The organism is Novacetimonas hansenii (assembly GCF_014843995.1).
GTDB lineage: Bacteria > Pseudomonadota > Alphaproteobacteria > Acetobacterales > Acetobacteraceae > Novacetimonas > Novacetimonas hansenii.
In genome coordinates this window covers 3,045,581-3,071,963 of sequence record NZ_CP062147.1, presented here as the reverse complement: position 1 = coordinate 3,071,963, position 26,383 = coordinate 3,045,581, and the positions used below count along the sequence as shown (strand labels likewise).

The following is a 26,383-nucleotide window of genomic DNA, read 5'->3' as shown; positions in this document are numbered from 1 at the left end:
CGGATGGGTGAATGAAGTTTCGCACTAAGAAAACAGGTACGCGATTGATGACCCGCCCGGAGGAAGGCAAGAATCCTTCCCGGGGTGTTTTTACGCGTCGCGCATTGCTGCTGATGGCGGCGCAGGGGGCGGTGCTGGGCACGCTGGCGCAACGCCTGTATGGCCTGCAGGTTCGTGATGGCAGCCATTATGCACGGCTGGCGGAAAACAATCGGTTAAGCAAACGCTTTTTTGCGCCGCCGCGTGGGCGCATCACGGATCGTTTCGGCATTGCTGTCGCGGCGAACAAGGTGAACTGGCGCGCGCTGTTGCTGGCGGAAGAGACGAATGACCTGCCCGGCACGCTGGAGCGTTTTTCCCAGCTTGTCCCGCTGGAGCCCCGCGACACCGCGCGGATCGAGCGTGAATTGCGGCATAAGCGACGCTTCATCCCCATCATGCTCCGCGATTTCCTGTCATGGGATGACATGGCGCGGCTGGAACTCAACATGCCTTCGCTGCCGGGCGTGCTGATTGATGTGGGCACCACGCGCGTCTATCCCTTTGGCCCGCTTCTGGCGCATGTGGTGGGGTATGTGGCTCCGCCGTCGGAAAAGGACGTGGCGGGGGATGCCGAACTTGCGCTGCCGGGCATGCGCGTCGGGCGTTCAGGGATCGAGCAGACACAGGACCAGGGCCTGCGCGGGCAGGTCGGTTCGGTGGAGATGGAGGTCAATGCCGTTGGCCGCATCATGGCCGAACTGGACCGTGACGAGGGGCGGCCGGGGAACGAGATCGCCTTGACCCTCGACAGCGGGCTGCAACAGCAGGTGCTGGGCCGGATCGCGGATCAGTCCGCAAGCGCGGTGGTCATGGACTGCCGCAATGGCGAAGTGCTGGCCATGGTCAGCAATCCCTCCTTTGATCCGTCCCTGTTCGATAGTGGCGTCAGCCAGGCGCAGTGGGTCGAATGGACGAACAACAGCCAGACCCCCCTGATTAACAAGGCGGTGTCGGGCCTGTATCCGCCCGGTTCCACGTTCAAGCCTGCGGTGGCGATGGCGGCGTTACGTGCGGGCACGCTGTCGCCAACCGACCGGATCAACTGCCCTGGCTATATTGATGTCGGCGGTACGCGTTTTCACTGCTGGTCGCGCTATGGGCATGGGTCACTGACGCTGAAACAGGGGCTCAAATTTTCCTGCGACGTGTTTTTCTATGAGGTTGCGCGCCGCACGGGCATGGACCCGATTGCGATGACATCGCATCAGTTCGGGCTTGGTGCGCCACTCGACATTGAATTGCCGCATGTGCGTCAGGGGCTGATCCCGACCCCGCAATGGCGGCGCGCGCATGGCCATCACTGGAACGGGGGCGACACCATCGTCAGCGGCATCGGGCAGGGCTTCATGCAGGTCACGCCACTCCAGCTTGCCACCTATGCCTCGCGCATTGCCAGTGGACGCGACGTGCAGCCGCATCTGGTGCGCGCGGTTGGCGGCAGGCTTGGCGATATGGCGGGGCTGGACCATGCCGGGCCGATGGCGAACATGCCCGATCATTTCCTAAACGCGATCCGCGAGGGCATGTATGCCGTCGTGAATGAGGAAAGCGGCACCGCGCCCAAGGCGCGTCTGGCCATTCCGGGCGTGCAGATGGCGGGTAAAACGGGTTCGGCGCAGGTGCGCCGTGTTTCGCGCGCCATGCGTGAAAGCGGTCATTTCAATTCCGCCAACCTGCCGTGGGAATATCGCCCCCATGCCCTGTTCATCTGCTTTGCCCCCTATGACGCACCGCGTTATGCGGCGGCGGTGGTGGTGGAACATGGCAATGCAGGGGCGGAGGTCGCGGCCCCGCTGGCGCGTGACATCATGACCGATACGCTGATGCGCGATCCGGTCAACCACAAGGAATCGCCGGGCCAGGAAGTGGCGCAGGCGGACGTGGATCAGGGATAACGGTCGCGCCATTGGCGTGGGGCGGCCCATCGCATACGTTATCGCGACGGCCATGGCTGCCGTCGGGGGACTGACATGAACTTCCAAAAACGCCTGCTGCGGGCGGAACCCAATTTCCAGATCCTTGCCAAGCTGTGGCAGGTCAACTGGATTTATGTCGTGCTGATCTGCCTGCTGGCGGCGGTGGGGTATGGGGCGTTGTACTCCGCGGGTGGCGGGACATCACGCCCGTTTGCCGAACCGCAGACGATCCGTTTCTGCTTCGGGCTGGTGATGATGCTGGGGGTCGCGTTGATGAGCCCGGCGGTGCTGGTCCGTCTGGCATGGCCGCTTTATGGCGTATCGCTGCTGCTGCTTGTTGCGGTGCTGCGTATGGGGCATGTGGGCAAGGGGGCGGAGCGATGGTTGATGATCGGGGGATTGCAGGTCCAGCCCTCGGAACTGGCGAAGATTGCGCTGGTGCTGGTGCTGGCAAGCTGGTTTCACAAGATCAGTTACCGTGACATTGGCAATCCGCTTTATCTGTTACCGCCCGCGCTGCTTGTGCTGGTGCCGGTGGGGCTGGTGCTGAAGGAGCCAAATCTTGGCACCGCGGTCATTATCGCCACCGTGGGGGCCAGCCTGTTCTTTGCCGCAGGGATGCGCCTGTGGCAGATCGCGTTGCTGGCCGCGCCGCTGCCGTTCCTGACCAGGATTGCCTACAGCCACCTTCATGATTACCAGAAGGCGCGGGTCATCACCTTCCTGCATCCTGAGAATGACCCGCTGGGGGCGGGTTACAACATTATCCAGTCGAAGATCGCGCTGGGGTCGGGGGGGATGTGGGGGCAGGGATACCTGCATGGCACACAGGGGCAGCTTAACTTCCTGCCTGAAAAACAGACCGACTTCATCTTCACCATGATTGCGGAGGAATGGGGGTATGTCGGTGGGGCGGCGGTGATCGGGCTGCTGCTGGTGATGATCCTGGGCGGAATGCTGATCGCGATCCGCAGCCGCAACCAGTTCGGGCGGCTGCTCGGGCTGGGGATCAGCATGAACTTTTTTCTTTATTGCGCGGTTAACCTGTCCATGGTGATGGGGGCAATCCCGGTGGGGGGCGTGCCCCTGCCGCTGATTTCCTATGGCGGGTCGGCCATGCTGATGGTGATGTTTGGGTTCGGGCTGCTGCTGTCTGCGTGGGTGCATCGCAATTCCACCTTTGGCGAAACGACGGATGGGGATGCATGAGCGGCATCCTGCCTCCGTCTGCCGCCACCTGCCGGTCCTATCGCCTCAGTACCTATCATGCCGCCTCCCTGCCGGTTGTCCGGGTGGGACAACGTCCCGACGATGCGGGCCTGCCCCGGCGGGGGACCGTCGTGATGCTGAGTGCGTGCAATCCGGGTGGGCGTCGGCGGACGGATGGATGGAATACCCGCATGATGGCGCGCCTGGCCCATGATTTGCGCCATGTGCCCCATTACCCCGGCGAAGGGCGGCTGGGCCGATGGTCCGAACCGCTCTATGCGGTGAAAATGGGCCTTGCCCCGGCATTGCGCCTTGCCCGGCGATATCGGCAGAATGCGGTGGTGGTGGTGCGGCGTGGGCAGGCGGCGCGTCTTGTATATCTGGCGTAGTGACGCCCGGAGAGTGTTGGAAAACAACTCCTTGATAAAAAAGAAAAGTTTTTGGGTGCCGCCTTTTTTCAAAAATGCGGCGTCTTCTGAAGCTTTTTGGAAAAAGCTTCACCAAAAACCCTTTATCATTTCAGGATGTTATCGAGCCTGACTTTTCAAACAGCCTCTCTGTCTTCCGGTGCGCGATGTCGCCGCATGCAGGGACCATCCGGGCTCTGCCCATCCCCTGCATCCCGCATCGTTGAGGAAGTTATGGTTTCCAGAGGCTTGTGACCTTTGGTGGGGCGCGGGGGCAGAGCCCCAGAGAAAGACGCCCCCGTGGTTATAGTCACGGGGGCGTGGGATCAGCCTTCGATCTGGCTGAAATCTGCGATCAGTACGGTCATGCGGCGCAGTTCCGACAGCAGGCGCAGGCGGTTGCGACGTATGGCGGCGTCTTCGGCGTTGACGGTGACGTCCTCGAAAAACCGGTCCAGCACGGGACGCAGGTGGGCGACATCGCGCATGGCGTCGGCGAAACGTTCCTCGCTGATGGCGCTTTCCACGGCGGGGATCGTGTGGGCCAGCGCATCGGCAAGGGCGCGTTCCTCGTCCTGTGCATACAGGGCGGGGTCGGGCGCGCCTTCGTGGGGGCCATCCTTGCGGTCCTCGATACGCAGGATGTTGGCTGCGCGCTTTGTCGCGGCCAGCAGGTTGCGCCCATCCTCCGTCGCCAGCATGTCGGCCAATGCATCGCTGCGTGCCAGCAGGCGTGTGATGTCGGTATCGGTATTGCCCACTGACACGGCGGCCAGGATATCGTGGCGCGCGCCCTCGTTACGCAACTGCACACGCAGGCGTTCGGCCACGAATTGTGGCAGCAGGTCGAGGTCCGGCGCCAGCCGCAGGTTTTCAGGCAGGCCATGGGCGGCCATGACGAAAATTTCCGCAAGGTCGAGGCGCAGGTGGTTTTCGCGGATGATGCGAATCAGCCCAAGGGCCGCGCGGCGCAGGGCGTACGGATCGCCGGAGCCACCGGGTTTTTCCCCCGCCGCGAAGAATGCGACAAGGCTGTCGATCTTGTCCGCCAGTGCCACGGCAATGGAGACGGGGGCGTGGGGGACGCCGTCATGCTGCCCGCGCGGCATGTAATGTGCGCCAATCGCATCGGCAACCGCGCTGTCCTCCCCATCATGGCGGGCGTAATAGGCGCCCATCGTGCCCTGAAGTTCGGGGAATTCGCCCACCATGCCGGTGGTCAGGTCCGCCTTGCACAACAGGGCGGCGCGTTCGGCCTGTTTCGTGTCCGCGCCCACCATGGGGGCGATCAGCCCGGCAAGGCGCACGATACGCCGCACCCGTTCCCCCTGACTGCCAAGGGCGGCATGAAAGACGATGCGGTCCAGTTGCGCCACCCGGCTGTCCAGCGTGTGGGTGCGATCCAGATCCCAGAAATGCCGGGCATCGGCAAAGCGCGCGCGCAGCACGCGTTCATTGCCCGCGATTGTCAGCGCGCCACCGTCCGATGGTTCCATGTTCGCGACGAAGGCAAAGCGCGGGGCGGCGGAGCCATCGGCGTTGCGCAGCGCGAAATAGCGCTGGTTGACGCGCATCGACACCTGCATCACCTCGGGCGGGAGGGTCATGAATTCGTCGTCGATCTGTCCCAGGAACGGCACCGGCCATTCCGTCAGGCCCGCGACCTCGTCAATCAGGGCGGGGTCAGAGACAACACCCAACCCCTCCTCGGCGGCAAGGCGCGCGACGCCTTCGGCGATGGTGGTACGGCGGGCGACGGCGCAGGGTTCGACCTGGCGTGCGCGCAGGCCCGACAGCCAGTCCTGCGTTCCGGTCACGGCAAACGCGCCCGGCGCGGTAAAGCGGTGCCCTTCGGTCAGGTTGGCGGCCACCAGCCCATGCCCGTTATCGTCCCCTTCGGCCAGGGTGAAGGGCACGACCTGCCCATCAAGCACGCATGCAATCCGGCGCAGCGGACGCACCCATGTAAAGCTGCTGCCGACACCCCAGCGCATCGACTTGGGCCAGGGGAAACGGCGCAACAGTGCAGGGATGGTGACGGCGATGTGGGCTGCGGCCTGTACGGCGGGCACATCACGCCGCAGGACCCAGAACCCGTTTTCCAGCACCAGCGCATCACGTTCGACCCCATGTTTGCGCATGAAACCGGCCAGTGCCTTGTCCGGTGCGCTTTCACGTGGGCCGCGTTCGTCCACGGTGCTGCCCGGCACGGTCGCGTCAACCTCCAGCGAGATTGCGATGCGGCGTGGCCCTGCAAAGGTGCGGGCATCGCGCGGGTCAAGCGGGGACAGCGCCTCCGTCAGCAGGCGTTGCAGATCCTCTGCCGCGCGTTGCTGCATGCGGGCGGGGATTTCTTCGGAAAAGAGTTCAAGCAGAAGTTCGGGCATGATCTTGTTATCCTTCGCCCGCCAGCCACGCTTCGCAGCATCGCTTCGCCAGCGTGCGCACGCGACCGATATAGGAGGCGCGTTCGCTGACGCTGATGACGCCACGCGCATCGAGGAGGTTGAACAGATGGCTGGCCTTCAGGCACTGGTCATAGGCGGGCTGGGCAAGGCCCTGTTCGGCAAGGGAAGTGGATTCGCGTTCCGCATCGACGAAATGGCGGTGCAGCATCTCCACATCCGCGACCTCGAAATTATGGCGTGAATAATCGCGCTCCGCGCGCAGGAACACGTCGCCATAGGTCAGGCCCTGCCCGTTGAAGTCGAGGTCATAGACGTTCTCGATCCCCTGTACGTACATCGCCAGGCGCTCAAGCCCATAGGTCAGTTCCGTGGAGGGCATGACGGTGGGAATGCCGCCGACCTGCTGGAAATAGGTGAACTGCGTCACCTCCATCCCGTCGCACCAGACCTCCCAGCCCAGCCCCCATGCCCCGATGGTGGGGTTTTCCCAGTCATCTTCCACAAAACGGATGTCATGTTCCATCGGGTCGATCCCGATGGCGCGATAACTGTCAAGCAGCAGCTTCTGGCTGTCTTCGGGCGTGGGCTTCAGCAGGACCTGATACTGGTAATAATGCTGAAGCCGGTTGGGATTTTCCCCGTACCGGCCGTCTGACGGGCGGCGGCAGGGTTGTACGTATGCCGCCTTCCACGGGCGTGGGCCAAGCGCGCGCAGCGTGGTGTGCGGCGACAGGGTGCCGGCCCCCACTTCCGTATCATAGGGCTGGAGAATGGCGCAGCCCTGTTCGGACCAGAACTGGTGCAGTTTCAGGATAAGCCCCTGGAACGACAGGGGGCGCGTACGGGATGATCGGGGCACGGGGGCCGGGTCCATGAACAGGATGCTCCGTTGAACGGGGTCGGGTCTGCACCATCTGGCGCAATTGCTGCGAACAGCATACCGTCATGTCGCCCCGACCGGAAGGCGGGGCATGCCGTGTGGCTGTCTGTTGCCTGCATGGCGCGGGGTCTTGCGCATTGTCGCGTCGCGCGCCACATGATTGATGGCTGGATCAGTATCCTTGTGTGGAGCAGGATGGAATTACGATGAATATTCAGGAACGCGATCTGATCGCACAGTTCTTCGCCCGCGTTGGCGGCGCGACCACCGGCAGCGTACCGCAGACGGCGTCCGCGCTGCCGCCGATCGATCCGCAGGCCGACCAGTATATCGGGGAGATGTTCCAGAAATACCCCGAGGCCCGCTATCGCATCACCCAGATGGCCGTGGTGCAGGAAGCGGCCCTGGCGGAGGCGCAGAACCGCATCCGGCAGTTGCAGTGGGAAGTGCAGCAGGCGCAACAGCAGCTTGCCGCGGCACAGCAGACCCAGCCACAGGCGGCACAGCCCGCACGTCCGGGCGGGTTCTTCAGCGGCATGTTCGGTGGTGGCGGCGCGCAGCAGTCCGCACCGCGCCCGGCCGCCGCTCCGCCGCCGGGCTGGGGTGGGGGCGCCGCCCCTGCCGCCCCGCCGCAGCCGGTCTATCCGCCGGGGATGCAGCCTGGCATGTTCCCGCAGCGTGGTTCGGGTTTCCTTGGGTCCGCCCTGACGACGGCGGCAGGTGTCGCTGGCGGCATGATGGTGGGTAACGCCCTGACGGGCCTGTTCAGTGGCCATCATGACAGTGATGCCGGCTTTGGCGCGGGTGGGGTGCCCGGTGGTGGTGAAACCATCATCAACAACAATTATGGCGATTCCGGCGCGGGTGGCGCATCCGCTGATCCGTTCGCGGGCAGCGGCACGACCGCCGATCAGGGCTTTGACGCCGGTGGCGACAATGCAGGCGGGTTCGATGATGGCGGCGGTTTTGATGCGGGTGACGACAACAGCTTCTGACGCAACCATCCCAACATGACGATGAAAAGGCCATCCAGGTGCGATGGCCTTTTTTATGATGCTATCCCCATCTGGCGCCACAGATGGAAAATCCCGGCCAGACATGCCGTGGCATCGTATTATTATGGGCCTTGTTATTATGCGCCTTGCCGGGAGGTGGTTCGATGACGCAGGGCATCTTGTTCAATACGGAGGAACCGCCGGGCCGCAGGGATGCCCCCGCACAGGCGCTGTCGCCCGGTGCATGGCTGTTGCCCGGCCTTGTCCACGACCGGGCAGGCGTACTCCTGTCGATTATCAGCGATATCGTACGCCGTGCGCCGTTACGGCATATGGCGACGCCCGGTGGGGGCCGCATGTCGGTGGGCATGAGCGGGTGTGGCGTGCGTGTCTGGGTCAGTGATGCGGCGGGATACCGTTATGAAACGCATGATCCCCGGACGGGACGGCCGTGGCCGCCTATGCCTGCCCTGTTGCGTGACCTTGCGGGGGAATGCGCGCAAAAGGCGGGATATGCACGGTTCGTGCCAGATTCTGGCCTGATCAACCGTTATGGCCCGGGTGACCGGATGGGGCTGCATCAGGATCGTGATGAACGGTATGACGCGCCCATCGTCTCCATCTCGCTCGGGGTGGCGGCGGTGTTCCTGTGGGGCGGCCCAACACGTGCGGCCCCTGTGCGCCGCATTGTGGTGCGCCATGGGGATGTCGTGGTGTGGGGCGGGGCGTCACGCCTGACATGGCACGGGATCGCGCCACTGCCCCTGGCGCATCATCCGCTGTGTGGGGATGTGCGCTATAACCTGACATTCCGCCTGACCACCTGACCGCCTGACGACGCGGGGTGCGTGCCCGCCCTGTCAGGCGATCGGCCTGCTAAAGTGATGGGGGATCAGGCCGTAAGTGCCGCAGCCGCGCGGGCACGGGTGGTGATTTCGGTTGCATCCGGGCTGCCTGACGGCACCAGCCATGACCCGCCCACGCACAGTACTGATGGCAACGCCAGCCAGTTTGCTGCTGTGTCCTGACGGATCCCCCCTGTGGGACAGAAACGGACCTGTCCGAACGGGGCCGACAACGCCTTGAGCGCTGCAATCCCGCCTGACGCCTCGGCAGGAAAGAATTTGAAGCGTGTCAGGCCAAGGTCAAGCCCGCGCATGATGTCGCCCGCATTGGCGATGCCCGGCAGCAGCGGTACGTCCGCGTCCCGCGCCGCATGCGCCAGCGGCTTGGTCAGGCCGGGGCTGACGATAAAGCGTGCGCCTGCCCGCACGCTGGCATCGAGGTCGGCCTTGTTCAGCACCGTGCCCGCACCGACGACCGCGCCTTCGACCTTTGCCATTTCCGCGATGACATCAAACGCGCGCTCCGTACGCAGCGTAACCTCCAGCGTGCGCAGCCCCCCCGCGACAAGGGCCTCGGCCACGGGACGGGCATGAGCAGGGTCATGGATGACAAGCACCGGAATGACCGGGGACAGTGTCATGATGTCTTCGATGGTAGCCACGATGGTGTTTCCTTGGTTTTCTCTGGTCCCGGCGGGGCGGGGATGACGGTATCTTATGCCCGGCTTTACGTCCGGGTTCTGTGTGCGGATTTTACGACAGCCCTTCGGCTTCGGCCATATGGTCCATCGCGGCAAGAATGGCCGAAGCCCCGCGTTCGGGGCTGTCCACACCGTCACGCATCAGCGCGAACAGTTCGCGTCCCGTGCCGAAACCACCCCTTGGTCCGGTGGCGGGCGTACGCTGTTCCCATTGCGCCGCATCCATCATCACGTCGATGCGCCCGGATCGCGCGCATACCCGCACCATGTCCCCATCGCGCAGGCGCGACAGCGGGCCGCCGGCATGGGCCTCTGGGCCGATATGGATGGCGGCGGGTACCTTGCCACTGGCCCCGGACATGCGGCCATCGGTCATCAGCGCGACCTTGTGGCCGCGATCCTGAAGGACGCTGAGTGTCGGTGTCAGGCGGTGCAGTTCGGGCATGCCGTTGGCAGCCGGTCCCTGAAAGCGCACGACGACGATCACGTCACGATCAAGTTCGCCTGCCTTGAACGCGTCGATCACGTCCTGCTGGTCTTCGAATATCCGGGCCGGGGCCTCAATCGTCCAGCGTTCTGGCGCCACGGCGCTCGTCTTGTAAATGCCGCGCCCGAGGTTCCCCTGCATCAGGCGCATGCCGCCATCCTTGCGGAACGGGTTGGCTGGTGCGCGCAGGACCGTGTCGTCGCGTGATGGCCCGGCTTCTTCCCATACCAGTCTGTCGTCGCGCATATGCGGTGCGGTGCGGTAACGGGTGAAGCCACCTTCGGTGACGGTCAGGATATCGGGATGCAGTAGCCCGGCATCAAGCAGGGAGCCAATGAGGCTGGACATGCCGCCTACCTGATGAAAGCCGTTCACATCGGTCGATCCGTTGGGATAGACGCGCGTCAGTTGCGGCACCACGGCGGACAGGCGGTCGAGGTCTTCCCAGTCGATGATGATGCCCGCTGCGCGCGCCATCGCCGGGATGTGGATGGCAAGGTTTGTGGACCCGCCCGTCGCCAGCAGGCCAACGGCGGCGTTGACGATGGCGCGTTCGTCAACGCAATGGCCCAGAGGGCGGTAATCGTTGCCGTTCGGCCCGATCTGCGTCAGCCGGTGGATGGCCGCGCGCGTCAGTTCCTGACGCAGTTTCGTGTTGGGCGGCACGAAGGAGGAGCCGGGCAGGTGCAGGCCCATGACCTCCATCAGCATCTGGTTGGTGTTGGCCGTGCCATAGAACGTGCAGGTGCCCGGCGCGTGGTAGGACGCTGCCTCTGCATCCATCAGGCGTTCGCGGTCCACCTTGCCTTCGGCATAAAGCTGGCGGACACGCTGCTTTTCGCTGTTGGAAATGCCCGAAGGCATCGGCCCCGACGGGATCAGGATGGTGGGCAGGTGCCCAAAGCGCAGCGCCCCCATCAGCAGGCCCGGTACGATCTTGTCACAGATGCCAAGCATCGCGACGCCTTCGTACATCCCATGGCTCAGCCCGACCGCGGTGGACATCGCGATCACGTCACGGCTGAACAGCGACAGTTCCATCCCCGGCTGACCCTGTGTCACGCCGTCGCACATCGCGGGCGTGGCCCCGGCCACCTGTGCCGTGGCCCCGACCTCACGGGCGAACAGCTTGATCTGGTCCGGGTACCGCCCATAGGGCTGATGCGCGGAAAGCATGTCGTTATAGGATGTGATGATACCGATATTCATCGCGCGCTGCGCCCTGATACCGGCTTTGTCCTCTCCTGCCGCGGCAAAGGCGTGGGCAAGGTTGCCGCAGGCCAGGTGCGGGCGCGATATGCCGGCGTCCTTTTCCCGTGCGATCAGGTCAAGGTAATGGCGACGCGATCGTGCGGAACGTTCGATCACACGATCGGTTACGGCAGTCAGGACAGGATTCAGGCTCATCAGTTCTCACAGAATGTCATGTGGCCGCAGATTGCTGTTGCAATCCCGATGATACATTTTCTGTTGCGTCCGGCCGCAAAGGAACAGGGCGGAACGCGGTATTTCGGCCGGATTGATATCGTCATGGCATGGCGATATATCAGAATGAAGTTATATATGACATAATATTAACAAAAACAAGACATAAAATTATAATTAATGTCTCGTTTTGGTATTTTAATTATTTATGCGTGCTGTTCGTCACCAGATTTACAAAATTCCGTTCCCGATCCGGGTTATGGGGGCGGCACCATATCCAACCAATCGCCGCATGGGTGCAACGCTGTGGCAGCGCGATATTTGCATGGGGGATTCATGAAATGATCATGGGGCATGAAAACAGGTGGTGCCGGGCATGGATGCTGGCGGTTGGGCTGGTCCTTGTGGTGCAGGTGTTGTCGCCCGGGGTTCTGCGGGCCGCCCCACAGGAACCGTCACCGCCACAGTTTACCTACCATCATATGTGGACCGATGCACAGGGTGTCAGCCATATCGCGACCTGTCCGCTGACACGGTTCGTGTTGAAGAGCATGTCCCCACCCGCGGGCCCGCAATGGCAGGACCGGCAGCCAGACGGCCGTGCGACGGTGCTGATGACGGTGCAGCCCCCACATTGGGACGGGACATGGCATGAAGATCCGAAGGTGCAGTGGATTGTGCCCCTGCATGGGCGTTGGTTTGTGCAGGCGATGGATGGCACGCGTGTCGAAATGGGGCCGGGGGACGTCCTGCTGGGCGAGGATCAGAATACCCGCCCGTTTCGCACCGGGCCGATGCAGGGGCGCAGGGGACATCTGGGGGGCAATGTTGGCGACGGTGCGGTGGACCTGATGGTCGTGCAGATGGATATATCCCCAACCATCGGGCAACCCTGTCATTTCCACTGATAAACAGGTGATAAACAGGTGTTTCGGCATTCAGGGATGACAATGAACAGCAAGCCCCGGGGAAGCTTTTTCAAAAGCTGCAAAAGACATCGCCCCTTTGGGAAAAGGCAGATCCCAGAGATTTTATGATTTTTATGTCAGATGGTTATGTGGAACTGACCATTCCAGCCCCTGTCCCGGAATGGTGTCAGGGCACAGGCGTAATCACAGACGTGAGCACGATATATCGTATCGGATATATGCGTGGTGCCTGAAATAGGGGGCGCCAGGGCAAGGAAAAAGGCGTGCCCGGGAAAATATTGGGAAAATGATGGTGAGCCGGGTGGGATTCGAACCCACGACCATTCGATTAAAAGTCGAATGCTCTACCGACTGAGCTACCGGCTCACGATAAGGGGATCTGGCCTGCCGTAACAGGGGTCAGGTCATGGACGACCCGACGCGCCTTGACGTCCCTTTACTGCTCAAGCGGGGGTGTAGGCGGCCTGATGCGGACTGTCAAGGAGAAGATGAAAATATACCCGCGAACTAAATCGCTGATATTAAGGGGAGTTGTTGTCCGTTACGCCACGAATTGATGATCGTGACCCTGCAGGATTGTTTCAGGACACCCTGCGGCGCACGGTAATGGCAAACGGGAATACCGGGGCGGGGTCTGGGGATCGGGGTGCTTTTTTACCGGCAGGTTGTCTTTTCAGGACGTTCTGGCCAAAAGCTGCCCTGAAAACTTCTTTATGATTTCAATATGTTCCCTGACGCGCCTTTCGGCGGTGCCCGTGTTGGGGACCATGATGACATGGTCCCCATGTGCGGCTTGCGTGTGCCGCACCGGTGTCTGGGTTCAGGCTGCCGCGTCGTCGGCAGGACGCATCTTGATGATGCGGTCGGGCTCCTGCACCATGCCGCTATGTCCCGCGCCACGCTTGATCTGGTCGATATGGTCCATGCCTTCGATCACCTGGCCGACGATCGTGTACTGGCCATCAAGGTGGGGGGAGGGTTCGAACATGATGAAGAACTGGCTGTTGGCGCTGTCGGGGTTCATGGTGCGGGCCATGCCGAGCGTGCCGCGTTCGAACTTTGCCTTGTTGGTGAATTCAGCCTTCAGGTCCGGCAGCTTGCTGCCCGACGTGCCGGTGCCGGTCGGGTCGCCGCCCTGTGCCATGAACCCATGGATGACGCGGTGGAACGGTGTGTTGTCATAAAACCCTTCGGCCGACAGCGTGCGGATGCGTTCCGCCGCCAGGGGCGCGAGGTCGGGACGCAGGCGGATGACCACGCGCCCGGTCTTGAGGTCCATGTTGATAAGGTCGGCCTTGTTCGTGTCAGACATGACGGTCCGTTTCCTGTCGCTTGTGATTGAAAAAAACTGGCGGGCGTCCCATGCGCGCAGGGGACGCGCAGCCAAGGGCTGCTTTCAGCGGCCCTGCAGGCGCGCCAGAACGCACTGACGGGTGGAGGGGGAGACAAAGTCCGTAATGTCCCCCTCCAGCCGCGCGATCTCCTTGACCAGGCGGGAGGAGATATACTGGTTCCCCTGTCGCGCCATAAGGAAAACGGTCTCGATATCCGGGGCCAGATGCGTGTTCATTGCTGACATCTGGTTCTCGTAATCGAAATCCGCAACCGCCCGCAGGCCACGAAATATCGCATGTGCCCCATGCGCATGGGCGGCGTTGACCAGCAACCCTTCGAATCCCACCACCTCGATCACGGTCGAAGGGGGCAGGCCAAGGGCCGCGATATCGGTGCGCAGGCACGCAATCCGCTCTTGCAGTGAAAGCAGGGGCTGCTTGGTCGTGTCCTTTGCCACCCCGATCACCAGACGCCCCACCAGACGGGCCGCCCGCGCGATGATATCGAGGTGGCCATTCGTCACCGGGTCAAAGGTGCCGGGGTAAAAGCCGGCGCGCACACGCGCGTCAGTCATCGTGGCCGTCCGTTGCGGCACCGGTTTCGCCGGTCGCGTTTTCATCCGTGCCTGTCGCGTCGGTCTCATCATCTTCGCCATCATCCATGACAGGGAAGACGCTGGTGACTTCTTCGGTATCGTTCAGGCGGAACAGGGTCACGCCGCTGGCCTGTCGGGACATGATGCGGATCTGGTCCACCGGCAGGCGGATCAGGCGGCCCGCATCGGTGACAAGCATGACATCCGTTCCCGCGAGCACCGGCAGGGTCGCAACCACCGCGTTGCCACGCCGCGCGGTGGGAAAGGACATGTTGTTGATACCCAGCCCGCCGCGTCCGCTGACACGGTAGTCATAGGCGGAGGAACGACGGCCAAACCCGGCATTGCTGACGATCAGGAGGATTTCCTCCGCCCCTTCCATTTCCATCACGCGTTCGGGGGGCAGGGCGAGGTCGGTGGCCGTTTCCTCGTCATCGCTGGCGATATCGGGGGTGGTGTCGGTGTCTTCGCCGTTCTGGGCGGCATTTTCGGCGCGGCGGCGTGCGTTGGCAATCCGCAGATAGGCGGACCGTTCCTCCACCGTGGCGTCAACATGGTTCAGCACGCACAGGCTGTTGACCTCGTCCCCTTCGGCAAGGCGGATGCCGCGCACGCCCGAACTGCCGCGTCCGGCGAACACGCGCAGGGTATCGTCCGTGATCTGGAACCGGATGCAGCGCGCATTGCGCGTGCCAAGGAAGACGTCCTGCCCTTCGCGGCAGGTGGCGACGCCGATCAGCCTGTCGCCGTCATCCAGCTTCATGGCGATCAGCCCGGAGGAGCGGATATTGCGGAAATCGCTCAGCCTGTTGCGCCGCACGTTCCCTGATGATGTGGCAAAGACAAGGTGCAGGTTCTCCCACAGATCCTCGTCCTGCGGCAGGGGCAGCACGGCAGTGATCGAATCCTCGCCAAGGTCGGGCAAAAGGTTGACCAGTGCGCGTCCCTTGGCCGTGGGGCTGGCTTCGGGCAGGCGCCAGACCTTTTCACGATAGGCCTTGCCGCCGGAGGAGAAGAACAGCACCCATTGATGCGTATGGGCATTGAACGAACGGATGATGATGTCATCGCCCCGCCGTCCCGCCGCCGTGCGCCCGCGCCCGCCACGGTTCTGCGCGCGAAAGACGTCAAGCGGCGTGCGTTTGATGAAACCGTCACGCGTGATGGTCACGACCATCTGCCCCGGTTCAATCAGGCTTTCATCCGTCTGGTCGCCTGCGTAATCGGCGATGTCTGTGGCACGCGGCGTTGCGATTTCGGCGCGCACCGTCGCCAGTTCGTTGCGCATGACCTCCATGCGGCGCGGACGGCTGGCGATGATTTCCAGCAGTTCGTTGATGCGTGTCGCGACTTCGGACAGTTCCTGCTGGATCTTGTCACGTTCCAGTCCGGTCAGGCGCTGCAGGCGCAGTTCCAGGATGCCGCGTGCCTGTGCCTCCGTCAGGTGGACGCGCTGGTCCACCACCACATTGCCCTCATCATGGATCAGCGCAAGCAGCGGGGCGATGTCACCCGCGTCCCATGCGCGTTCCATCAGGGCGGCGCGCGCGGTGGCGGCATCCGGGGCCGCACGGATCAGTGCGATGACCGCGTCGATATTGGCCACCGCAATGACCAGCCCGACCAGCAGGTGCCCACGGTCGCGCGCCTTGTTCAGGTCAAAGCGTGCGCGGCGCAGGATGACTTCCTCGCGAAAGCGGATGAAGGCCTGCAATACGTCCTTCAGGCCCATCAGGCGCGGCTGCCCGCCATCAAGGGCGAGCATGTTGACCCCGAATGAAGTCTGCAACTGCGTAAAGCGGTACAACTGGTTCAGCACCACTTCGGGCGTCGCGTCACGCTTGATCTCGATGACGATGCGCATGCCCGAACGGTCGCTTTCGTCGCGGATGTCGGAAATGCCCTCCACCTGCTTGTTACGGACCAGTTCGGCAATGCGTTCCTGCAAGGTGGCCTTGTTCACCTGATACGGGATTTCGGTGACGATGATGGCCTTGCGGTCACGGCGGATTTCCTCGACCTCGGCACGGGCGCGGATGATGACGGACCCGCGTCCCGTTTCGAACGCACTGCGGATGCCCGCGCGGCCCAGGATCGTCCCGCCGGTGGGAAAATCGGGGCCGGGGACGTACTGCAAAATGTCGTCGAGCGTCATGTCGGGACGTTCGATCATCGCCAGCGTGGCGTCGATGATCTCGCCGGGGTTATGCGGCGGGATGTTGGTGGCCATGCCGACTGCGATGCCCGATGCACCGTTGACCAGCAGGTTGGGGAACGCGGCGGGCAGGATCTGGGGTTCCTGCTCGCTCTCGTCATAATTGGGCTGGAAATCGACGGTGTCGCGGTCGATATCGTCAAGCAGGAAAGAGGCCGCCCGCGCCAGGCGTGCCTCGGTATAACGCATGGCGGCGGGGGAATCGCCATCGACCGACCCGAAATTGCCCTGCCCGTCGATCAGCTTGACCCGCATCGACCATGACTGCGCCATGCGCACCATGGCGTCATAGATGGAGGAGTCGCCATGGGGGTGGTATTTACCCATGACGTCACCGACCGCACGGGCCGATTTGCGGTACGGCTTGTCATGGGTAAAGCCGCTTTCGCGCATGGAATACAGGATGCGTCGATGCACCGGTTTCAGTCCGTCGCGCACATCAGGCAGCGCGCGGCTGACGATGACGGACATGGCATACGCCAGATAGGAGGAGCGCATCTCCTCCTCAATGGTCACCGGCAGCATGTCGGAGGGCGGAGTCTGTTCGGGAATTTCGGTCAAGGCAGTTCCGTCATGGCTGGTTTTCGCACGCATTCGGGGGAAAGCGGGCGGGGGCGGGCATCAGGACTCGCATCGCGCATGGCGTGCGGGTTTGTTGCCCTCCAATAGCAGAATTGCGCCCATGCGCGAAGCATGTCGCGCATGGGAACGTACGGGCGGGGGCGCGGGCGTGCAAGTGCCTATCCCGCATCGCATTGCGTATGCGCCTGTTCCCCTGATGTCGCAGCGCGCGCCGCCCCCGTGCGGCCGCATGCGCATCAGGCGAAAGAGAGATAGCATGGCGGCACGCCGTCGGTCAGCCAGACGCCATTATCCGCCCGCCATAATGTCAGGCCCTCGTCATGCATCCGCCCTGCCGCGACGCGCATGACCACGGCCCGGCCATGGCGTGTCCCAACCGTCATGGCCGTGGCCTCGTCGTTGGAAAGATGGACATGCCGCCTGCGTCCGGGCAGCAGCCCGTCACGGAAAATCGATTCCAGGCTGGTGCGTGCCGTGTCATGCCACAGGACGGCAGGCGGGATGGCGGGGGGCAGCGCCAGGTCCACTGCGATGGAATGGCCCTGTGCCGCGCGGATCCGTGTGCCGTCGGGCGACAGGGTAAAGCGCTGCTTGTCATTGTCGCGCACCACGCGTTGCAGGCTCGGCAGGTCGAATGTCTGGCCATGCCTGCGGGCCTGACGGATCAGGATGGTGGTTTCCACCCACCCCTGCGGGTCGAGGCTGATAGCGATCCGCTCCGGTGCGTGGCGCAGTACAAGGCTGAGGAATTTGCTGATTTCGCGATCGGTCAGGGGCCGTCGCGTGCGGGGGGCGTCCGTCTTCATGGGGCCTGTTCCGTTCTTTGCGGCTCCGCTCTCTATGTGCTGTGCCCGGCGATACGGGCCACCTGTGAAAAAGGGCGCATTTGCGCGCCCTCCTTCAGTCGTGGATTTTGAATATATATTTTTGAATATATATTTTCAGGCAGCCTTCGCGGCCTGTCAGACGCGGCGCACTCAGAACGGGATTTCATCGTCAAGGTCGCTGCCGCCCGACGGCGCGTCCCATCCGCCGCCGCCACCTGCGGGTGGCGTGGAACGGGGGGCCTGCGCCGGGCGGGGCGCGCCACCGCCATACCCGCCACCCCCACCGGGGCCGCCGCCATACCCGCCGCCTTCGCCACCCTCACCGCCGCGATTGCTGTCGAGCAGGACGAGTTCGCCACGGAAACGGTCGATCACCACCTCGGTGGTGTAACGCTCCATCCCCGACTGGTCCGTCCATTTACGGGTCTGCAACGTCCCTTCAAGGTAGACCTTGCGCCCTTTGCGCAGGAAACGTTCGGCCACATCGCCAATGCGTTCGTTGAAGATGACAACGCGGTGCCATTCCGTACGCTCGCGCCGTTCGCCAGAGGCGCGGTCGTTCCATGTCTCGCTGGTTGCCAGGGTCAGGGATACGATTTTTGCGCCGTTCTGGCTGTTGCGGATCTCCGGGTCCTTGCCCAGATTACCTACGAGGATGACCTTGTTGACGCTACCCGCCATTTGATGTCCTGCTTGCTGTTCGGGTTCGCGGGCGGCTGCCTTGCATCCCGGTATCGGGGGCAGGGGCCGGTCCGTCGGAAACCGCCATGTCCGCCGCTGGGCGGTCCGGCCGGTCGTGATCCCCCATCCTAGAACAGATTGGGCCGGAACGGCAAAGCCCTGCTTTGGCGATATGCTGCGTCTTCCCCGATGCAGTGGTGGAAAGGCAATCGGGAAAAAATCGGCGACTTCCCTCACGGACCCTTGCCCTATGAGTGGGATGGGGACAGAACAACATGGCAACATCACATTCGGTCCCCACGCGGCGTCGGTGGGGCAGGAGGATAATATGGACGATTCTTCTCCCGCACGGGCGGGGGCCGGTGTGCAGCACGTAACCGGCCCGGCGATTCGGGTGCGGGGCGCACGCGCGCACAACCTCAAGGACATTGATGTCGATATCCCGCGCGACGCGCTGACGGTCATGACGGGCCTGTCGGGGTCGGGGAAATCGTCGCTGGCGTTCGACACCATCTATGCCGAAGGGCAGCGCCGCTATGTGGAAAGCCTTTCGGCCTATGCGCGGCAGTTCCTGGAACTGATGGGCAAGCCGGATGTGGATTCGATCGAAGGCCTGTCCCCCGCCATTTCCATCGAGCAGAAGACCACGTCGAAAAACCCGCGTTCCACCGTGGGTACGGTCACGGAAATCCATGACTACATGCGTCTTTTGTGGGCGCGCGCGGGTGTGCCCTATTCCCCCGCCACCGGCCTGCCGATCGAGGCGCAGACCATCAGCCAGATGGTCGATCGTGTGATGGCCATGCCGGAGGGGACGCGTCTGATGCTGCTTGCCCCGGTTCTGCGTGACCGCAAGGGCGAATGTCGCAAGGAACTGGCCGACCTGCAGCGCAAGGGCTTTACCCGGGTGAAGGTGGACGGGACGCTGTATGAAATCGCCGATGTGCCGGACCTGAACCGCCGCCTGCGCCATACGGTGGAGGCAGTGGTGGACCGCATCGTCGTGCGCGAAGGGCTGGAATCACGCCTTGCCGACAGTTTCGAAACCGCGTTGTCGCTGTCCGATGGGCTTGTCTATGCCGAGGAGGTGCGGCGCGCGACGGATGAATCCGATGACACACCCACGGAGCGCACCGTTTTTTCCTCGCGCTTTGCCTGTCCCGTCAGCGGCTTTACGCTGGAGGAGATCGAACCACGGCTGTTTTCCTTCAATGCACCGCAGGGCGCCTGCCCCGCCTGTGACGGAATCGGGCTGGAGACGTTCTTTGACCCCCACCTCGTGGTCCCGGACGAGGGGCTGTCGCTTGCCGGCGGGGCCATTGCGCCCTGGCGCAACAGCCAAAGCCCGTATTACCAGCAGACGCTGGCTGGTGTGGCCGCACATTACGGTGTCAGCATGGACACGCCCTGGCGCGACCTGCCGCAGGAGGTGCGCGACGTCATCCTTGATGGCGGGCGTGATCCCATCGCCTTCACCTACCGTGATGACCGCCGCAGCTATACCCTGACCAAGCCGTTCGAGGGCGTTGTCACCAACCTGCGCCGCCGCATGGCGGAAACCGACAGCGTCTGGGTGCGCGAGGAGCTTTCGCGTTATCAGTCTGAAAAGCCGTGTCATGTCTGCCATGGTGCGCGCCTTCGGCCGGAGGCGCTGTCGGTGAAGGTGGCGGGCCTGAACATCGCGCAGGCGTCCGACATGCCCATCCGCCGCGCGCTGGAATGGTTTGCCACCGTGGAGGAAACGTTAAGCCCGCAGCGCGCGGAAATCGCGCGGCGCATCCTGCGTGAAATCCTTGACCGGTTGCGGTTCCTTGATGATGTGGGGCTGGATTACCTGACGCTGTCGCGCGGGTCGGCCACGCTGTCGGGGGGGGAAAGCCAGCGCATCCGCCTTGCCAGCCAGATCGGCTCGGGCCTGACGGGGGTGCTGTATGTCCTTGACGAACCGTCCATCGGGCTGCACCAGCGCGACAATGAACGCCTGCTGGGCACGCTGGAACGGCTCAAGCGGCTGGGCAATACGCTGATTGTCGTCGAACATGACGAAGATGCGATCCGTGCCGCGGACTGGTTGATCGACATGGGGCCGGGTGCTGGCGTCAATGGCGGGAATGTCGTTGCGTGCGGCACACCGCAGCAGGTCGCCGCCAATCCCGACAGCCTGACGGGGGCGTATCTGTCGGGGCGTAAACGTATCGAGGTCCCGGCACAGCGCCGCCCCATCGACCCGGCGCGTGAACTCGTCCTGCGTGGGGCGTGCGGCAACAACCTCAAGGATGTGACTGCGCGCTTCCCGCTGGGCACGTTCACCTGCGTCACGGGGGTTTCGGGCGGGGGCAAGTCCACACTGGTGATCGACACGCTGTACAAGGCCCTGTCGCGCCGCCTGATGGGATCGGGACAGAACCCCGCCCCGTATCGGGACATCGACGGGATCGAACAGCTCGACAAGATCATCGACATCGACCAGTCCCCCATCGGGCGGACCCCGCGTTCCAATCCCGCGACCTATACCGACCTGTTCACCCCGATTCGCGACTGGTTCGCCGAACTGCCCGAAAGCAAGGCGCGGGGTTACAAGGCGGGACGTTTTTCCTTCAACGTGAAGGGCGGGCGGTGCGAGGCGTGCCAGGGGGATGGCGTGCTGAAGATCGAGATGCACTTCCTGCCCGACGTGTTCGTCACCTGCGATACGTGCAAGGGCGCGCGCTATAATCGCGAAACGCTGGAGGTGAAGTTCCGTGGCCAGTCGATCGCCGATGTGCTGGCGATGTCGGTGGACGAGGCGCTGCCTTTCTTTTCCGCCGTGCCGCGCATCCGCGACCGCCTTGCCATCCTGCAGAAGGTGGGGCTGGGTTATGTTGCGCTGGGGCAGCAGGCGACGACCCTTTCAGGGGGGGAGGCGCAGCGTGTGAAGCTGTCGAAGGAATTGGCGCGGCGTGCGACGGGACGCACGCTCTACATCCTTGATGAACCGACGACCGGCCTGCATACCGAGGATGTGCGAAAGCTGCTTGAGGTGCTGCATGCGCTTGTGGCGCAGGGCAATACGGTGGTGGTGATCGAACATAACCTGGAGGTGATCAAGACCGCCGACTGGGTGATCGACATGGGGCCGGAAGGGGGCGACGGCGGTGGCCGTATCGTGGCCGAGGGCACGCCGGAGGACATTGCCGCGACTTCCGCAAGCCATACCGGCCGGTTCCTGCGTCCGCTCCTGCGGGGGGCAGGCGCCAAGGCGGCGAAGGCGGCACTTGCGCAGCAGCCGGGCGATGCGCCTGCAAAGCAGAGTCCCGGGCGCAAGGGCGTGAAAAAAACTCCCGCCGCGTCGAAAACGCGCACTGTGGCGGCCAAGGTCACGCCAAAGGCGAAAAAAGGCGGAAAAAAGCCGATGAAGGGCGGATAGAACCCGCCATGGCGGGACGCGGTTGCACGCGTGATGGGAAAAAACAAAAAATATTGTGCCCATCATGCGGAAAATGCTTGCGTTCCGCCCGGCAGAAGCCCTATCAGCGGCGCTCTTGGCCCAAGGGGGCAATGTCTGCCCAACAGGCTGTCTACTGGTTTGGGGGTACGTGATGAACGCACTTGCTCAACTGGGGATGGTCTCGGAACTCCCGAGCGATAACCAGATCTCTTCAGCGCCGTTTTCGTCCGACGACGACCGGAAAGATTACTTCGTCGAAAAAGACGGGATGAAGTTTGCGGGAACGCATCTTCTTGTCGATCTTTGGGATGCGCACAATCTTGACAATCCGGAACAGATTGACCGCACCCTGTGTGAAGCCGCAGTGACGGCCGGGGCGACAATCCTGCACAGTCACTTCCATCATTTCACGCCCAATGGTGGCGTGTCGGGTGTGGTCGTGCTGGCGGAAAGCCACATTTCCATCCATACGTGGCCGGAGCGTAACTTCGCCGCCGTGGATATCTTCATGTGCGGCGCATGCGACCCGCACCTTGCGATTCCGGTCATGCAGCGCCTGTTTCAGGCCGGCCGGATCGAGGTCGATGAACAGCGTCGCGGCCGCGTCGCGCTGTAATGCGTGCGTATGGGAACACGTCATGTGTTCCCATGCCGTGGCGTGTTTTTCCCGCCCATAACCGATACTTCCCGCATGGGAAAGAATGGCAGGCCGGACCCTTGTGTCCGGCCCGCTTTCGCATGGATATTTTTCAAGGAGTACCGTGATGTCCGACATCTGGATCAGCGAAACCCTCTATGGTGGCTGGCGGCAGCAGTTTCGTGTCAACAAGATGCTGGCCCAGACCAAGAGCGCGTTCCAGGACATCGCGGTGTTCGAGAACGAGGATTATGGCCGTGTCCTGATGCTCGATGGTGTTGTGCAGATCACCGGGCGTGATGAGTTCGTGTATCAGGAAATGCTGACACATGTGCCGCTGCTTGCGCATGGGGCGGCGCGCAATGTCCTGATTATCGGGGCGGGGGACGGCGGTGTCCTGCGTCGTGTGCTGCAACATGGCACCGTCGAACGCGCGGTCATGGTGGAAATCGACGGGGAGGTCATTTCCCTGTCCAAGCAATTCCTGCCCGACATCGCAGGGGATGCATGGAACGATCCGCGTGCCGAGGTGATCGTGGGCGATGGCATCGAATATGTTGCCACCGCGCCCGATGCCTCCTTTGACGCGATCATCGTCGACAGCACGGACCCGATTGGCGTGGGCGAAGTCCTGTTTACCGATTCGTTCTATCGTCATTGCGCGCGAATCCTGACGGATAACGGCCTGATCGTGAACCAGTGCGGGGTGCCCTTCATGCAGGCCGATGAACTGCGTGACACCAGCGCGCGCCGTGCGCAGTTCTTCCGCCATGTCTCGGCCTATGTCGCGGCGGTTCCGACCTATGTCGGCGGGTTCATGACACTGGGCATCGCGGCCAAGGGGGATGCACCGGGCACGCAGGACGTCGCGACGATCCGTGAACGTGCGCGCAAGGCAGGCATTGGGGAGTGCCAGTACTGGACGCCCGAAATGCACGTCGCCTCCTTCGTGTTGCCGCCCTACATCGCGCGGAACCTGCCTGGTTATACCCCCAGAGGCTGATCCCGTACGGGTGGGATGTCGCACGTCCCGCCCTTTGGCCTGACCTTCATAAATGGCTGTTTGAAAATGACAGCGTGGTCGGGAATGACAGACGTTCCTGAATGTCGCCTTTGATTTTACAGGCGACATCTTTGGGTGATTTTTAAAAAAGCTGCGCCCAAAACTTTTGCTGTTCCGGCAAGTCGCAGGTTCCACCGTTTCAGGCATCCCTTTTGGTAAGGTTCCAAAGGGGGCGCATGTTTGAAAATAGCGGCACCCGGAACCCCTTATCAGACGCTGTTTGATAAAGTCAGACTCAATAACATCCTGAAATTATAAAGATTTTTGGTGAAGCTTTTTCTAAAAAGCTTCAAAAGACGCTGCCTTTCTGAAAAAAGGCAGCACCCAAAAACGTTTCTTATTTTGTATCAATGAGTTGTTTTCAAACGCTCTCTTATTTGGGCGCTGGTATGTTGCGTACCGTCCTGCGCACACTTACGAGGCGTATCTTCAGCGTGTCCACCGCATTGCTGAACGCCTTGAAATGTGGCGTCGCCTGATGGGCGTCGAACGCTGCGGGGCTGTCATAGACCTCGTGCAGGATCACCGTATCCGGTTCATCCGGCGTGGTCAGCACGTCAAAGCATGAACATCCCGCCTCATCCGTGACCGACCGGATGCTGTCCTCGATGCAGGCTGCGAGGAAGGGCGCGCGCGTGGCGGCCGTGGTTTCGAATTCCGCGATGATGATCAGGGGCGTGTCGGTCATGTCTGGCATCCTTGTCACAAGGGAATCAGATGCCCCGCACCGGTGCATGCCAGCGTGGGCGCATGGACGCGGGACATCAGGCGTTTTCATGGATTGACTTGTGTTCGGGTGTCATGTCAAGCAGTCGGGTATCGATACGGGAGAGACTGGCCATGTGCCGGCGCCGAAGGAGCAACCGCCCCGGAAACTCTCAGGCAAAAGGACCGGTCGATGATAACTTCTGGAAAGAGGCGCCCGGTTCCGGTGCGCCCGCCGACGGGATAGCGATCTCAGGCACAGGTGACAGAAGGGGCAGGTGATATCCATTACGGAGTCGCAGGAGCCCTTTTCATGTCCACGCCTTCGGCACAGATCATAACGATTTCGCAATTTCCTGCATCCCCCCGCACATGTCCCGCCTGTGCGCGCCATGATGCCGTGATCCGTACCCTGCCGGCATCCGTGCCGTCGCGGGGCGTGGGTCATGGCGCGTGCGCTGTCGGGTCATATCGCAATGACGAGGTAGTCTTCGCATGACCGAGGGTCTTTTGCGCACGCCGCTGCACGCGCTGCATCTTGAACTGGGGGGGCGCATGGTGCCCTTCGCCGGGTATGACATGCCGGTTCAGTATGAGGCCGGTGTCATGGCCGAACACCTGCATACCCGCGCGGCGGGCAGCATCTTTGACGTCTCGCACATGGGACAGGTGCGCGTGCGCCCGCGTTCGGGCGTCATGGCGGATGCGGCGCTTGCGCTTGAACGTCTGGTTCCTGCCGATATCCTCGCCCTGCGCCCCGGACGGCAGCGTTATGCGCTGCTGATGCGCGAAGATGGCGGCATCAGCGATGACCTGATGATCGCCAACATGGGGACATGGTTCCTGCTGGTGGTCAATGCGGCGTGCAAGGATGCGGATTTTGCCCTGATACAGGCGGGAATTGCCGATGTATGCGAGGTGGAGTTCCTGTCGGATCGCGCGCTGATCGCGGCGCAGGGGCCTGCGGCGGTTGCGGCGATGGCCGAACTGGCCCCCGCGACGGCGGCCATGCGGTTCATGGACGTGATCGAAACCGATATCGCGGGCGTTGCCTGCATCGTCTCGCGCTCGGGCTATACCGGGGAGGACGGGTTCGAGATCGGCATGCCTGCCGGACAGGCGGAAGATGTTGCCCGTGCGCTGCTGGCCTGTACGGATATCGCGGCGGCCGGGCTGGGCGCGCGCGACAGCCTGCGGCTGGAGGCCGGGTTGTGCCTGTATGGGTCGGATATCGACACCACGACGTCGCCGGTCGAAGGCGCGCTGGAATGGTCGATCCAGAAAAGCCGCCGCCCCGGTGGCGTGCGCGCTGGTGGCTATCCCGGTGCTGATATCGTGGCAAAGCATCTCTCCGAAGGGGCCGCGCGCCGTCGCGTCGGCCTGCGGGGGGAGGGGCGTGCCCCGATCCGTGGCGGTGCGCCGTTGTTCAGTGATGCCGAAGGCACGCACCAGGTCGGGCATGTGACATCGGGTGCGTTCGGCCCCAGCGTCCCCGGACCGGTTTCGATGGGATATGTCGATACGGCATCGGCGGCCATCGGCACGCCGCTGTTCGCGGGTGTGCGGGGGCGTGTCCTGCCGGTTCATGTCGTGGCGCTGCCGTTCGTGGCGCCGACCTTCCGGCGCTAGGTCCCGGTTTTCCACCCCGGTTATTTTCAACCCCCAACATTACGGAAGAATGGGCGGATCATGAGCATCTATTACACCAAGGAACATGAGTGGCTGCGCATCGAGGGTGACGAAGTCGTCGTCGGCATCACGCAGCACGCGGCAGATGAGCTGGGCGAACTGGTCTTTGTCGAAGGCAAGGATGCAGGCACCGACGTCGCGCAGGGCGACAGTGTCGCGGTTGTGGAATCGGTGAAGGCCGCCTCCGACATCTATGCCCCGGTTGGTGGCACGGTCACATCCTTCAACGACGCGTTGTCCGATGATCCGTCGCTGATCAACCGCGAGCCGGAGGCCGGCGGCTGGATCGTGCGCATGAAGATGGCTGACAGGTCGCAGCTTGACGGCCTGCTGGATGCCGCGGCCTATGCCGCGCTGCTGGCCTGACATTCCTGCTGCCTGTG

General features: G+C 62.9%; 22 protein-coding genes, 1 tRNA gene and 1 riboswitch. Of the genes, 12 read left to right on the top strand and 11 right to left on the bottom strand.

What is annotated here, in order from left to right; genetic code table 11:
* Window positions 1–11 precede the first annotated feature (11 nt).
* The 3 genes from mrdA to IFJ82_RS13355 all read left to right on the top strand — a co-directional run bounded on the left by mrdA (window position 12) and on the right by IFJ82_RS13355 (window position 3,556).
* Window positions 12–1,937 carry a penicillin-binding protein 2 gene (gene mrdA / locus IFJ82_RS13365; protein ID WP_040510452.1) on the top strand — a complete coding sequence of 642 codons (1,926 nt, stop codon included), beginning with the start codon at window positions 12–14 and terminating at the stop codon, window positions 1,935–1,937.
* A gap of 75 nt (window positions 1,938–2,012) precedes the next feature.
* Complete coding sequence (gene rodA / locus IFJ82_RS13360; RefSeq protein WP_048859137.1) at window positions 2,013–3,167, top strand: rod shape-determining protein RodA; 1,155 nt, start codon at window positions 2,013–2,015, stop codon at window positions 3,165–3,167.
* A complete protein-coding gene (locus tag IFJ82_RS13355; RefSeq protein WP_075595931.1) occupies window positions 3,164–3,556 on the top strand; it encodes a DUF3293 domain-containing protein in 393 nt (130 codons plus the stop codon). Before rodA ends, IFJ82_RS13355 begins: the two co-directional genes overlap by 4 nt.
* A 344-nt stretch (window positions 3,557–3,900) precedes the next feature.
* Here IFJ82_RS13355 and glyS read toward each other — a convergent pair whose 3' ends face one another.
* Window positions 3,901–5,961 carry a glycine--tRNA ligase subunit beta gene (glyS, locus tag IFJ82_RS13350; protein WP_192264886.1) on the bottom strand — a complete coding sequence of 687 codons (2,061 nt, stop codon included), beginning with the start codon at window positions 5,959–5,961 and terminating at the stop codon, window positions 3,901–3,903.
* A gap of 7 nt (window positions 5,962–5,968) precedes the next feature.
* Entirely contained in the window at window positions 5,969–6,856 is an 888-nt protein-coding gene (locus IFJ82_RS13345) for a glycine--tRNA ligase subunit alpha (protein WP_003617875.1), read from the bottom strand.
* Between the two features lie 212 nt (window positions 6,857–7,068).
* Between IFJ82_RS13345 and IFJ82_RS13340 the strand changes: the two genes are divergently transcribed.
* Window positions 7,069–7,857 (top strand): DUF2076 domain-containing protein, encoded by a 789-nt coding sequence (locus IFJ82_RS13340; RefSeq protein ID WP_003617876.1) that lies wholly within the window; start codon window positions 7,069–7,071, stop codon window positions 7,855–7,857.
* 164 nt (window positions 7,858–8,021) lie between these two features.
* Window positions 8,022–8,684: a DNA oxidative demethylase AlkB gene (alkB, locus tag IFJ82_RS13335; protein WP_192264885.1), complete on the top strand. Its 663-nt coding sequence runs from the start codon at window positions 8,022–8,024 to the stop codon at window positions 8,682–8,684.
* A gap of 65 nt (window positions 8,685–8,749) precedes the next feature.
* On the opposite strand, the gene eda is transcribed toward alkB, so the two are convergent.
* Window positions 8,750–9,364 carry a bifunctional 4-hydroxy-2-oxoglutarate aldolase/2-dehydro-3-deoxy-phosphogluconate aldolase gene (gene eda / locus IFJ82_RS13330; RefSeq protein ID WP_192264884.1) on the bottom strand — a complete coding sequence of 205 codons (615 nt, stop codon included), beginning with the start codon at window positions 9,362–9,364 and terminating at the stop codon, window positions 8,750–8,752.
* 91 nt (window positions 9,365–9,455) lie between these two features.
* Window positions 9,456–11,297 (bottom strand): phosphogluconate dehydratase, encoded by a 1,842-nt coding sequence (gene edd, locus IFJ82_RS13325; RefSeq protein ID WP_075595934.1) that lies wholly within the window; start codon window positions 11,295–11,297, stop codon window positions 9,456–9,458.
* A 359-nt stretch (window positions 11,298–11,656) separates the two neighbouring features.
* Here edd and IFJ82_RS13320 point away from each other — a divergent pair, with 359 nt between their 5' ends.
* Window positions 11,657–12,223 carry a cupin domain-containing protein gene (locus tag IFJ82_RS13320; protein WP_192264883.1) on the top strand — a complete coding sequence of 189 codons (567 nt, stop codon included), beginning with the start codon at window positions 11,657–11,659 and terminating at the stop codon, window positions 12,221–12,223.
* Window positions 12,224–12,534: 311 nt separating this feature from the next.
* On the opposite strand, the gene IFJ82_RS13315 is transcribed toward IFJ82_RS13320, so the two are convergent.
* From IFJ82_RS13315 to ssb, 6 genes are all read right to left on the bottom strand, one after another.
* Window positions 12,535–12,610: transfer RNA gene (locus tag IFJ82_RS13315), tRNA-Lys, on the bottom strand.
* Window positions 12,611–13,064: 454 nt separating this feature from the next.
* On the bottom strand, window positions 13,065–13,556 hold the full coding sequence (locus IFJ82_RS13310; RefSeq protein ID WP_003617886.1) for a peptidylprolyl isomerase: 492 nt from the start codon (window positions 13,554–13,556) through the stop codon (window positions 13,065–13,067).
* Between the two features lie 84 nt (window positions 13,557–13,640).
* Window positions 13,641–14,153, bottom strand: a complete 513-nt coding sequence (gene coaD, locus IFJ82_RS13305; RefSeq protein ID WP_192264882.1) for a pantetheine-phosphate adenylyltransferase — start codon at window positions 14,151–14,153, stop codon at window positions 13,641–13,643.
* A complete protein-coding gene (gene gyrA / locus IFJ82_RS13300; protein WP_408891882.1) occupies window positions 14,146–16,983 on the bottom strand; it encodes a DNA gyrase subunit A in 2,838 nt (945 codons plus the stop codon). Before gyrA ends, coaD begins: the two co-directional genes overlap by 8 nt.
* A 224-nt stretch (window positions 16,984–17,207) precedes the next feature.
* Window positions 17,208–17,777 (bottom strand): RNA 2'-phosphotransferase, encoded by a 570-nt coding sequence (locus IFJ82_RS13295; RefSeq protein ID WP_192264881.1) that lies wholly within the window; start codon window positions 17,775–17,777, stop codon window positions 17,208–17,210.
* Between the two features lie 171 nt (window positions 17,778–17,948).
* Window positions 17,949–18,479 (bottom strand): single-stranded DNA-binding protein, encoded by a 531-nt coding sequence (ssb, locus tag IFJ82_RS13290; RefSeq protein ID WP_003617890.1) that lies wholly within the window; start codon window positions 18,477–18,479, stop codon window positions 17,949–17,951.
* A gap of 328 nt (window positions 18,480–18,807) precedes the next feature.
* Here ssb and uvrA point away from each other — a divergent pair, with 328 nt between their 5' ends.
* The 3 genes from uvrA (at window position 18,808) to speE (ending at window position 23,546) form a co-directional block, all read left to right on the top strand.
* On the top strand, window positions 18,808–21,885 hold the full coding sequence (uvrA, locus tag IFJ82_RS13285) for an excinuclease ABC subunit UvrA (RefSeq protein WP_225578673.1): 3,078 nt from the start codon (window positions 18,808–18,810) through the stop codon (window positions 21,883–21,885).
* A gap of 172 nt (window positions 21,886–22,057) precedes the next feature.
* Window positions 22,058–22,522, top strand: a complete 465-nt coding sequence (gene speD / locus IFJ82_RS13280; RefSeq protein WP_040510456.1) for an adenosylmethionine decarboxylase — start codon at window positions 22,058–22,060, stop codon at window positions 22,520–22,522.
* 148 nt (window positions 22,523–22,670) lie between these two features.
* Window positions 22,671–23,546 carry a polyamine aminopropyltransferase gene (speE, locus tag IFJ82_RS13275; protein WP_040511500.1) on the top strand — a complete coding sequence of 292 codons (876 nt, stop codon included), beginning with the start codon at window positions 22,671–22,673 and terminating at the stop codon, window positions 23,544–23,546.
* 433 nt (window positions 23,547–23,979) lie between these two features.
* Here the strand turns inward: speE and IFJ82_RS13270 are convergent, their stop codons facing one another.
* A complete protein-coding gene (locus tag IFJ82_RS13270) occupies window positions 23,980–24,294 on the bottom strand; it encodes a putative quinol monooxygenase (protein WP_062809790.1) in 315 nt (104 codons plus the stop codon).
* Between the two features lie 126 nt (window positions 24,295–24,420).
* Window positions 24,421–24,510, top strand: a riboswitch (glycine riboswitch).
* Window positions 24,511–24,624: 114 nt separating this feature from the next.
* Between IFJ82_RS13270 and IFJ82_RS13265 the strand changes: the two genes are divergently transcribed.
* From IFJ82_RS13265 to gcvH, 3 genes are read left to right on the top strand one after another with little or no spacing between them, the layout of a single operon-like run.
* Complete coding sequence (locus IFJ82_RS13265; protein WP_192264880.1) at window positions 24,625–24,810, top strand: hypothetical protein; 186 nt, start codon at window positions 24,625–24,627, stop codon at window positions 24,808–24,810.
* Window positions 24,807–25,940: a glycine cleavage system aminomethyltransferase GcvT gene (gene gcvT / locus IFJ82_RS13260; RefSeq protein ID WP_003617899.1), complete on the top strand. Its 1,134-nt coding sequence runs from the start codon at window positions 24,807–24,809 to the stop codon at window positions 25,938–25,940. The genes IFJ82_RS13265 and gcvT overlap by 4 nt, the downstream gene beginning before the upstream one ends.
* 60 nt (window positions 25,941–26,000) lie before the next feature.
* Complete coding sequence (gcvH, locus tag IFJ82_RS13255) at window positions 26,001–26,366, top strand: glycine cleavage system protein GcvH (RefSeq protein WP_003617900.1); 366 nt, start codon at window positions 26,001–26,003, stop codon at window positions 26,364–26,366.
* Window positions 26,367–26,383: the final 17 nt, after the last annotated feature.

Excerpts from the sequence above, each read along its gene's own strand:
- IFJ82_RS13265 (WP_192264880.1), top strand. The coding sequence starts at position 24,625 with ATGTCCACGCCTTCGGCACAGATCATAACGATTTCGCAATTTCCTGCA.
- gyrA (WP_408891882.1), bottom strand. The coding sequence starts at position 16,983 with ATGCGTGCGAAAACCAGCCATGACGGAACTGCCTTGACCGAAATTCCC.
- IFJ82_RS13345 (WP_003617875.1), bottom strand. The coding sequence starts at position 6,856 with ATGGACCCGGCCCCCGTGCCCCGATCATCCCGTACGCGCCCCCTGTCG.
- IFJ82_RS13340 (WP_003617876.1), top strand. The coding sequence starts at position 7,069 with ATGAATATTCAGGAACGCGATCTGATCGCACAGTTCTTCGCCCGCGTT.
- glyS (WP_192264886.1), bottom strand. The coding sequence starts at position 5,961 with ATGCCCGAACTTCTGCTTGAACTCTTTTCCGAAGAAATCCCCGCCCGC.
- ssb (WP_003617890.1), bottom strand. The coding sequence starts at position 18,479 with ATGGCGGGTAGCGTCAACAAGGTCATCCTCGTAGGTAATCTGGGCAAG.
- gcvT (WP_003617899.1), top strand. The coding sequence starts at position 24,807 with ATGACCGAGGGTCTTTTGCGCACGCCGCTGCACGCGCTGCATCTTGAA.
- edd (WP_075595934.1), bottom strand. The coding sequence starts at position 11,297 with ATGAGCCTGAATCCTGTCCTGACTGCCGTAACCGATCGTGTGATCGAA.
- gcvH (WP_003617900.1), top strand. The coding sequence starts at position 26,001 with ATGAGCATCTATTACACCAAGGAACATGAGTGGCTGCGCATCGAGGGT.
- speD (WP_040510456.1), top strand. The coding sequence starts at position 22,058 with ATGAACGCACTTGCTCAACTGGGGATGGTCTCGGAACTCCCGAGCGAT.
- coaD (WP_192264882.1), bottom strand. The coding sequence starts at position 14,153 with ATGACTGACGCGCGTGTGCGCGCCGGCTTTTACCCCGGCACCTTTGAC.
- IFJ82_RS13295 (WP_192264881.1), bottom strand. The coding sequence starts at position 17,777 with ATGAAGACGGACGCCCCCCGCACGCGACGGCCCCTGACCGATCGCGAA.
- mrdA (WP_040510452.1), top strand. The coding sequence starts at position 12 with ATGAAGTTTCGCACTAAGAAAACAGGTACGCGATTGATGACCCGCCCG.
- speE (WP_040511500.1), top strand. The coding sequence starts at position 22,671 with ATGTCCGACATCTGGATCAGCGAAACCCTCTATGGTGGCTGGCGGCAG.
- IFJ82_RS13310 (WP_003617886.1), bottom strand. The coding sequence starts at position 13,556 with ATGTCTGACACGAACAAGGCCGACCTTATCAACATGGACCTCAAGACC.
- IFJ82_RS13355 (WP_075595931.1), top strand. The coding sequence starts at position 3,164 with ATGAGCGGCATCCTGCCTCCGTCTGCCGCCACCTGCCGGTCCTATCGC.
- uvrA (WP_225578673.1), top strand. The coding sequence starts at position 18,808 with ATGGACGATTCTTCTCCCGCACGGGCGGGGGCCGGTGTGCAGCACGTA.
- IFJ82_RS13320 (WP_192264883.1), top strand. The coding sequence starts at position 11,657 with ATGATCATGGGGCATGAAAACAGGTGGTGCCGGGCATGGATGCTGGCG.
- alkB (WP_192264885.1), top strand. The coding sequence starts at position 8,022 with ATGACGCAGGGCATCTTGTTCAATACGGAGGAACCGCCGGGCCGCAGG.
- IFJ82_RS13270 (WP_062809790.1), bottom strand. The coding sequence starts at position 24,294 with ATGACCGACACGCCCCTGATCATCATCGCGGAATTCGAAACCACGGCC.
- rodA (WP_048859137.1), top strand. The coding sequence starts at position 2,013 with ATGAACTTCCAAAAACGCCTGCTGCGGGCGGAACCCAATTTCCAGATC.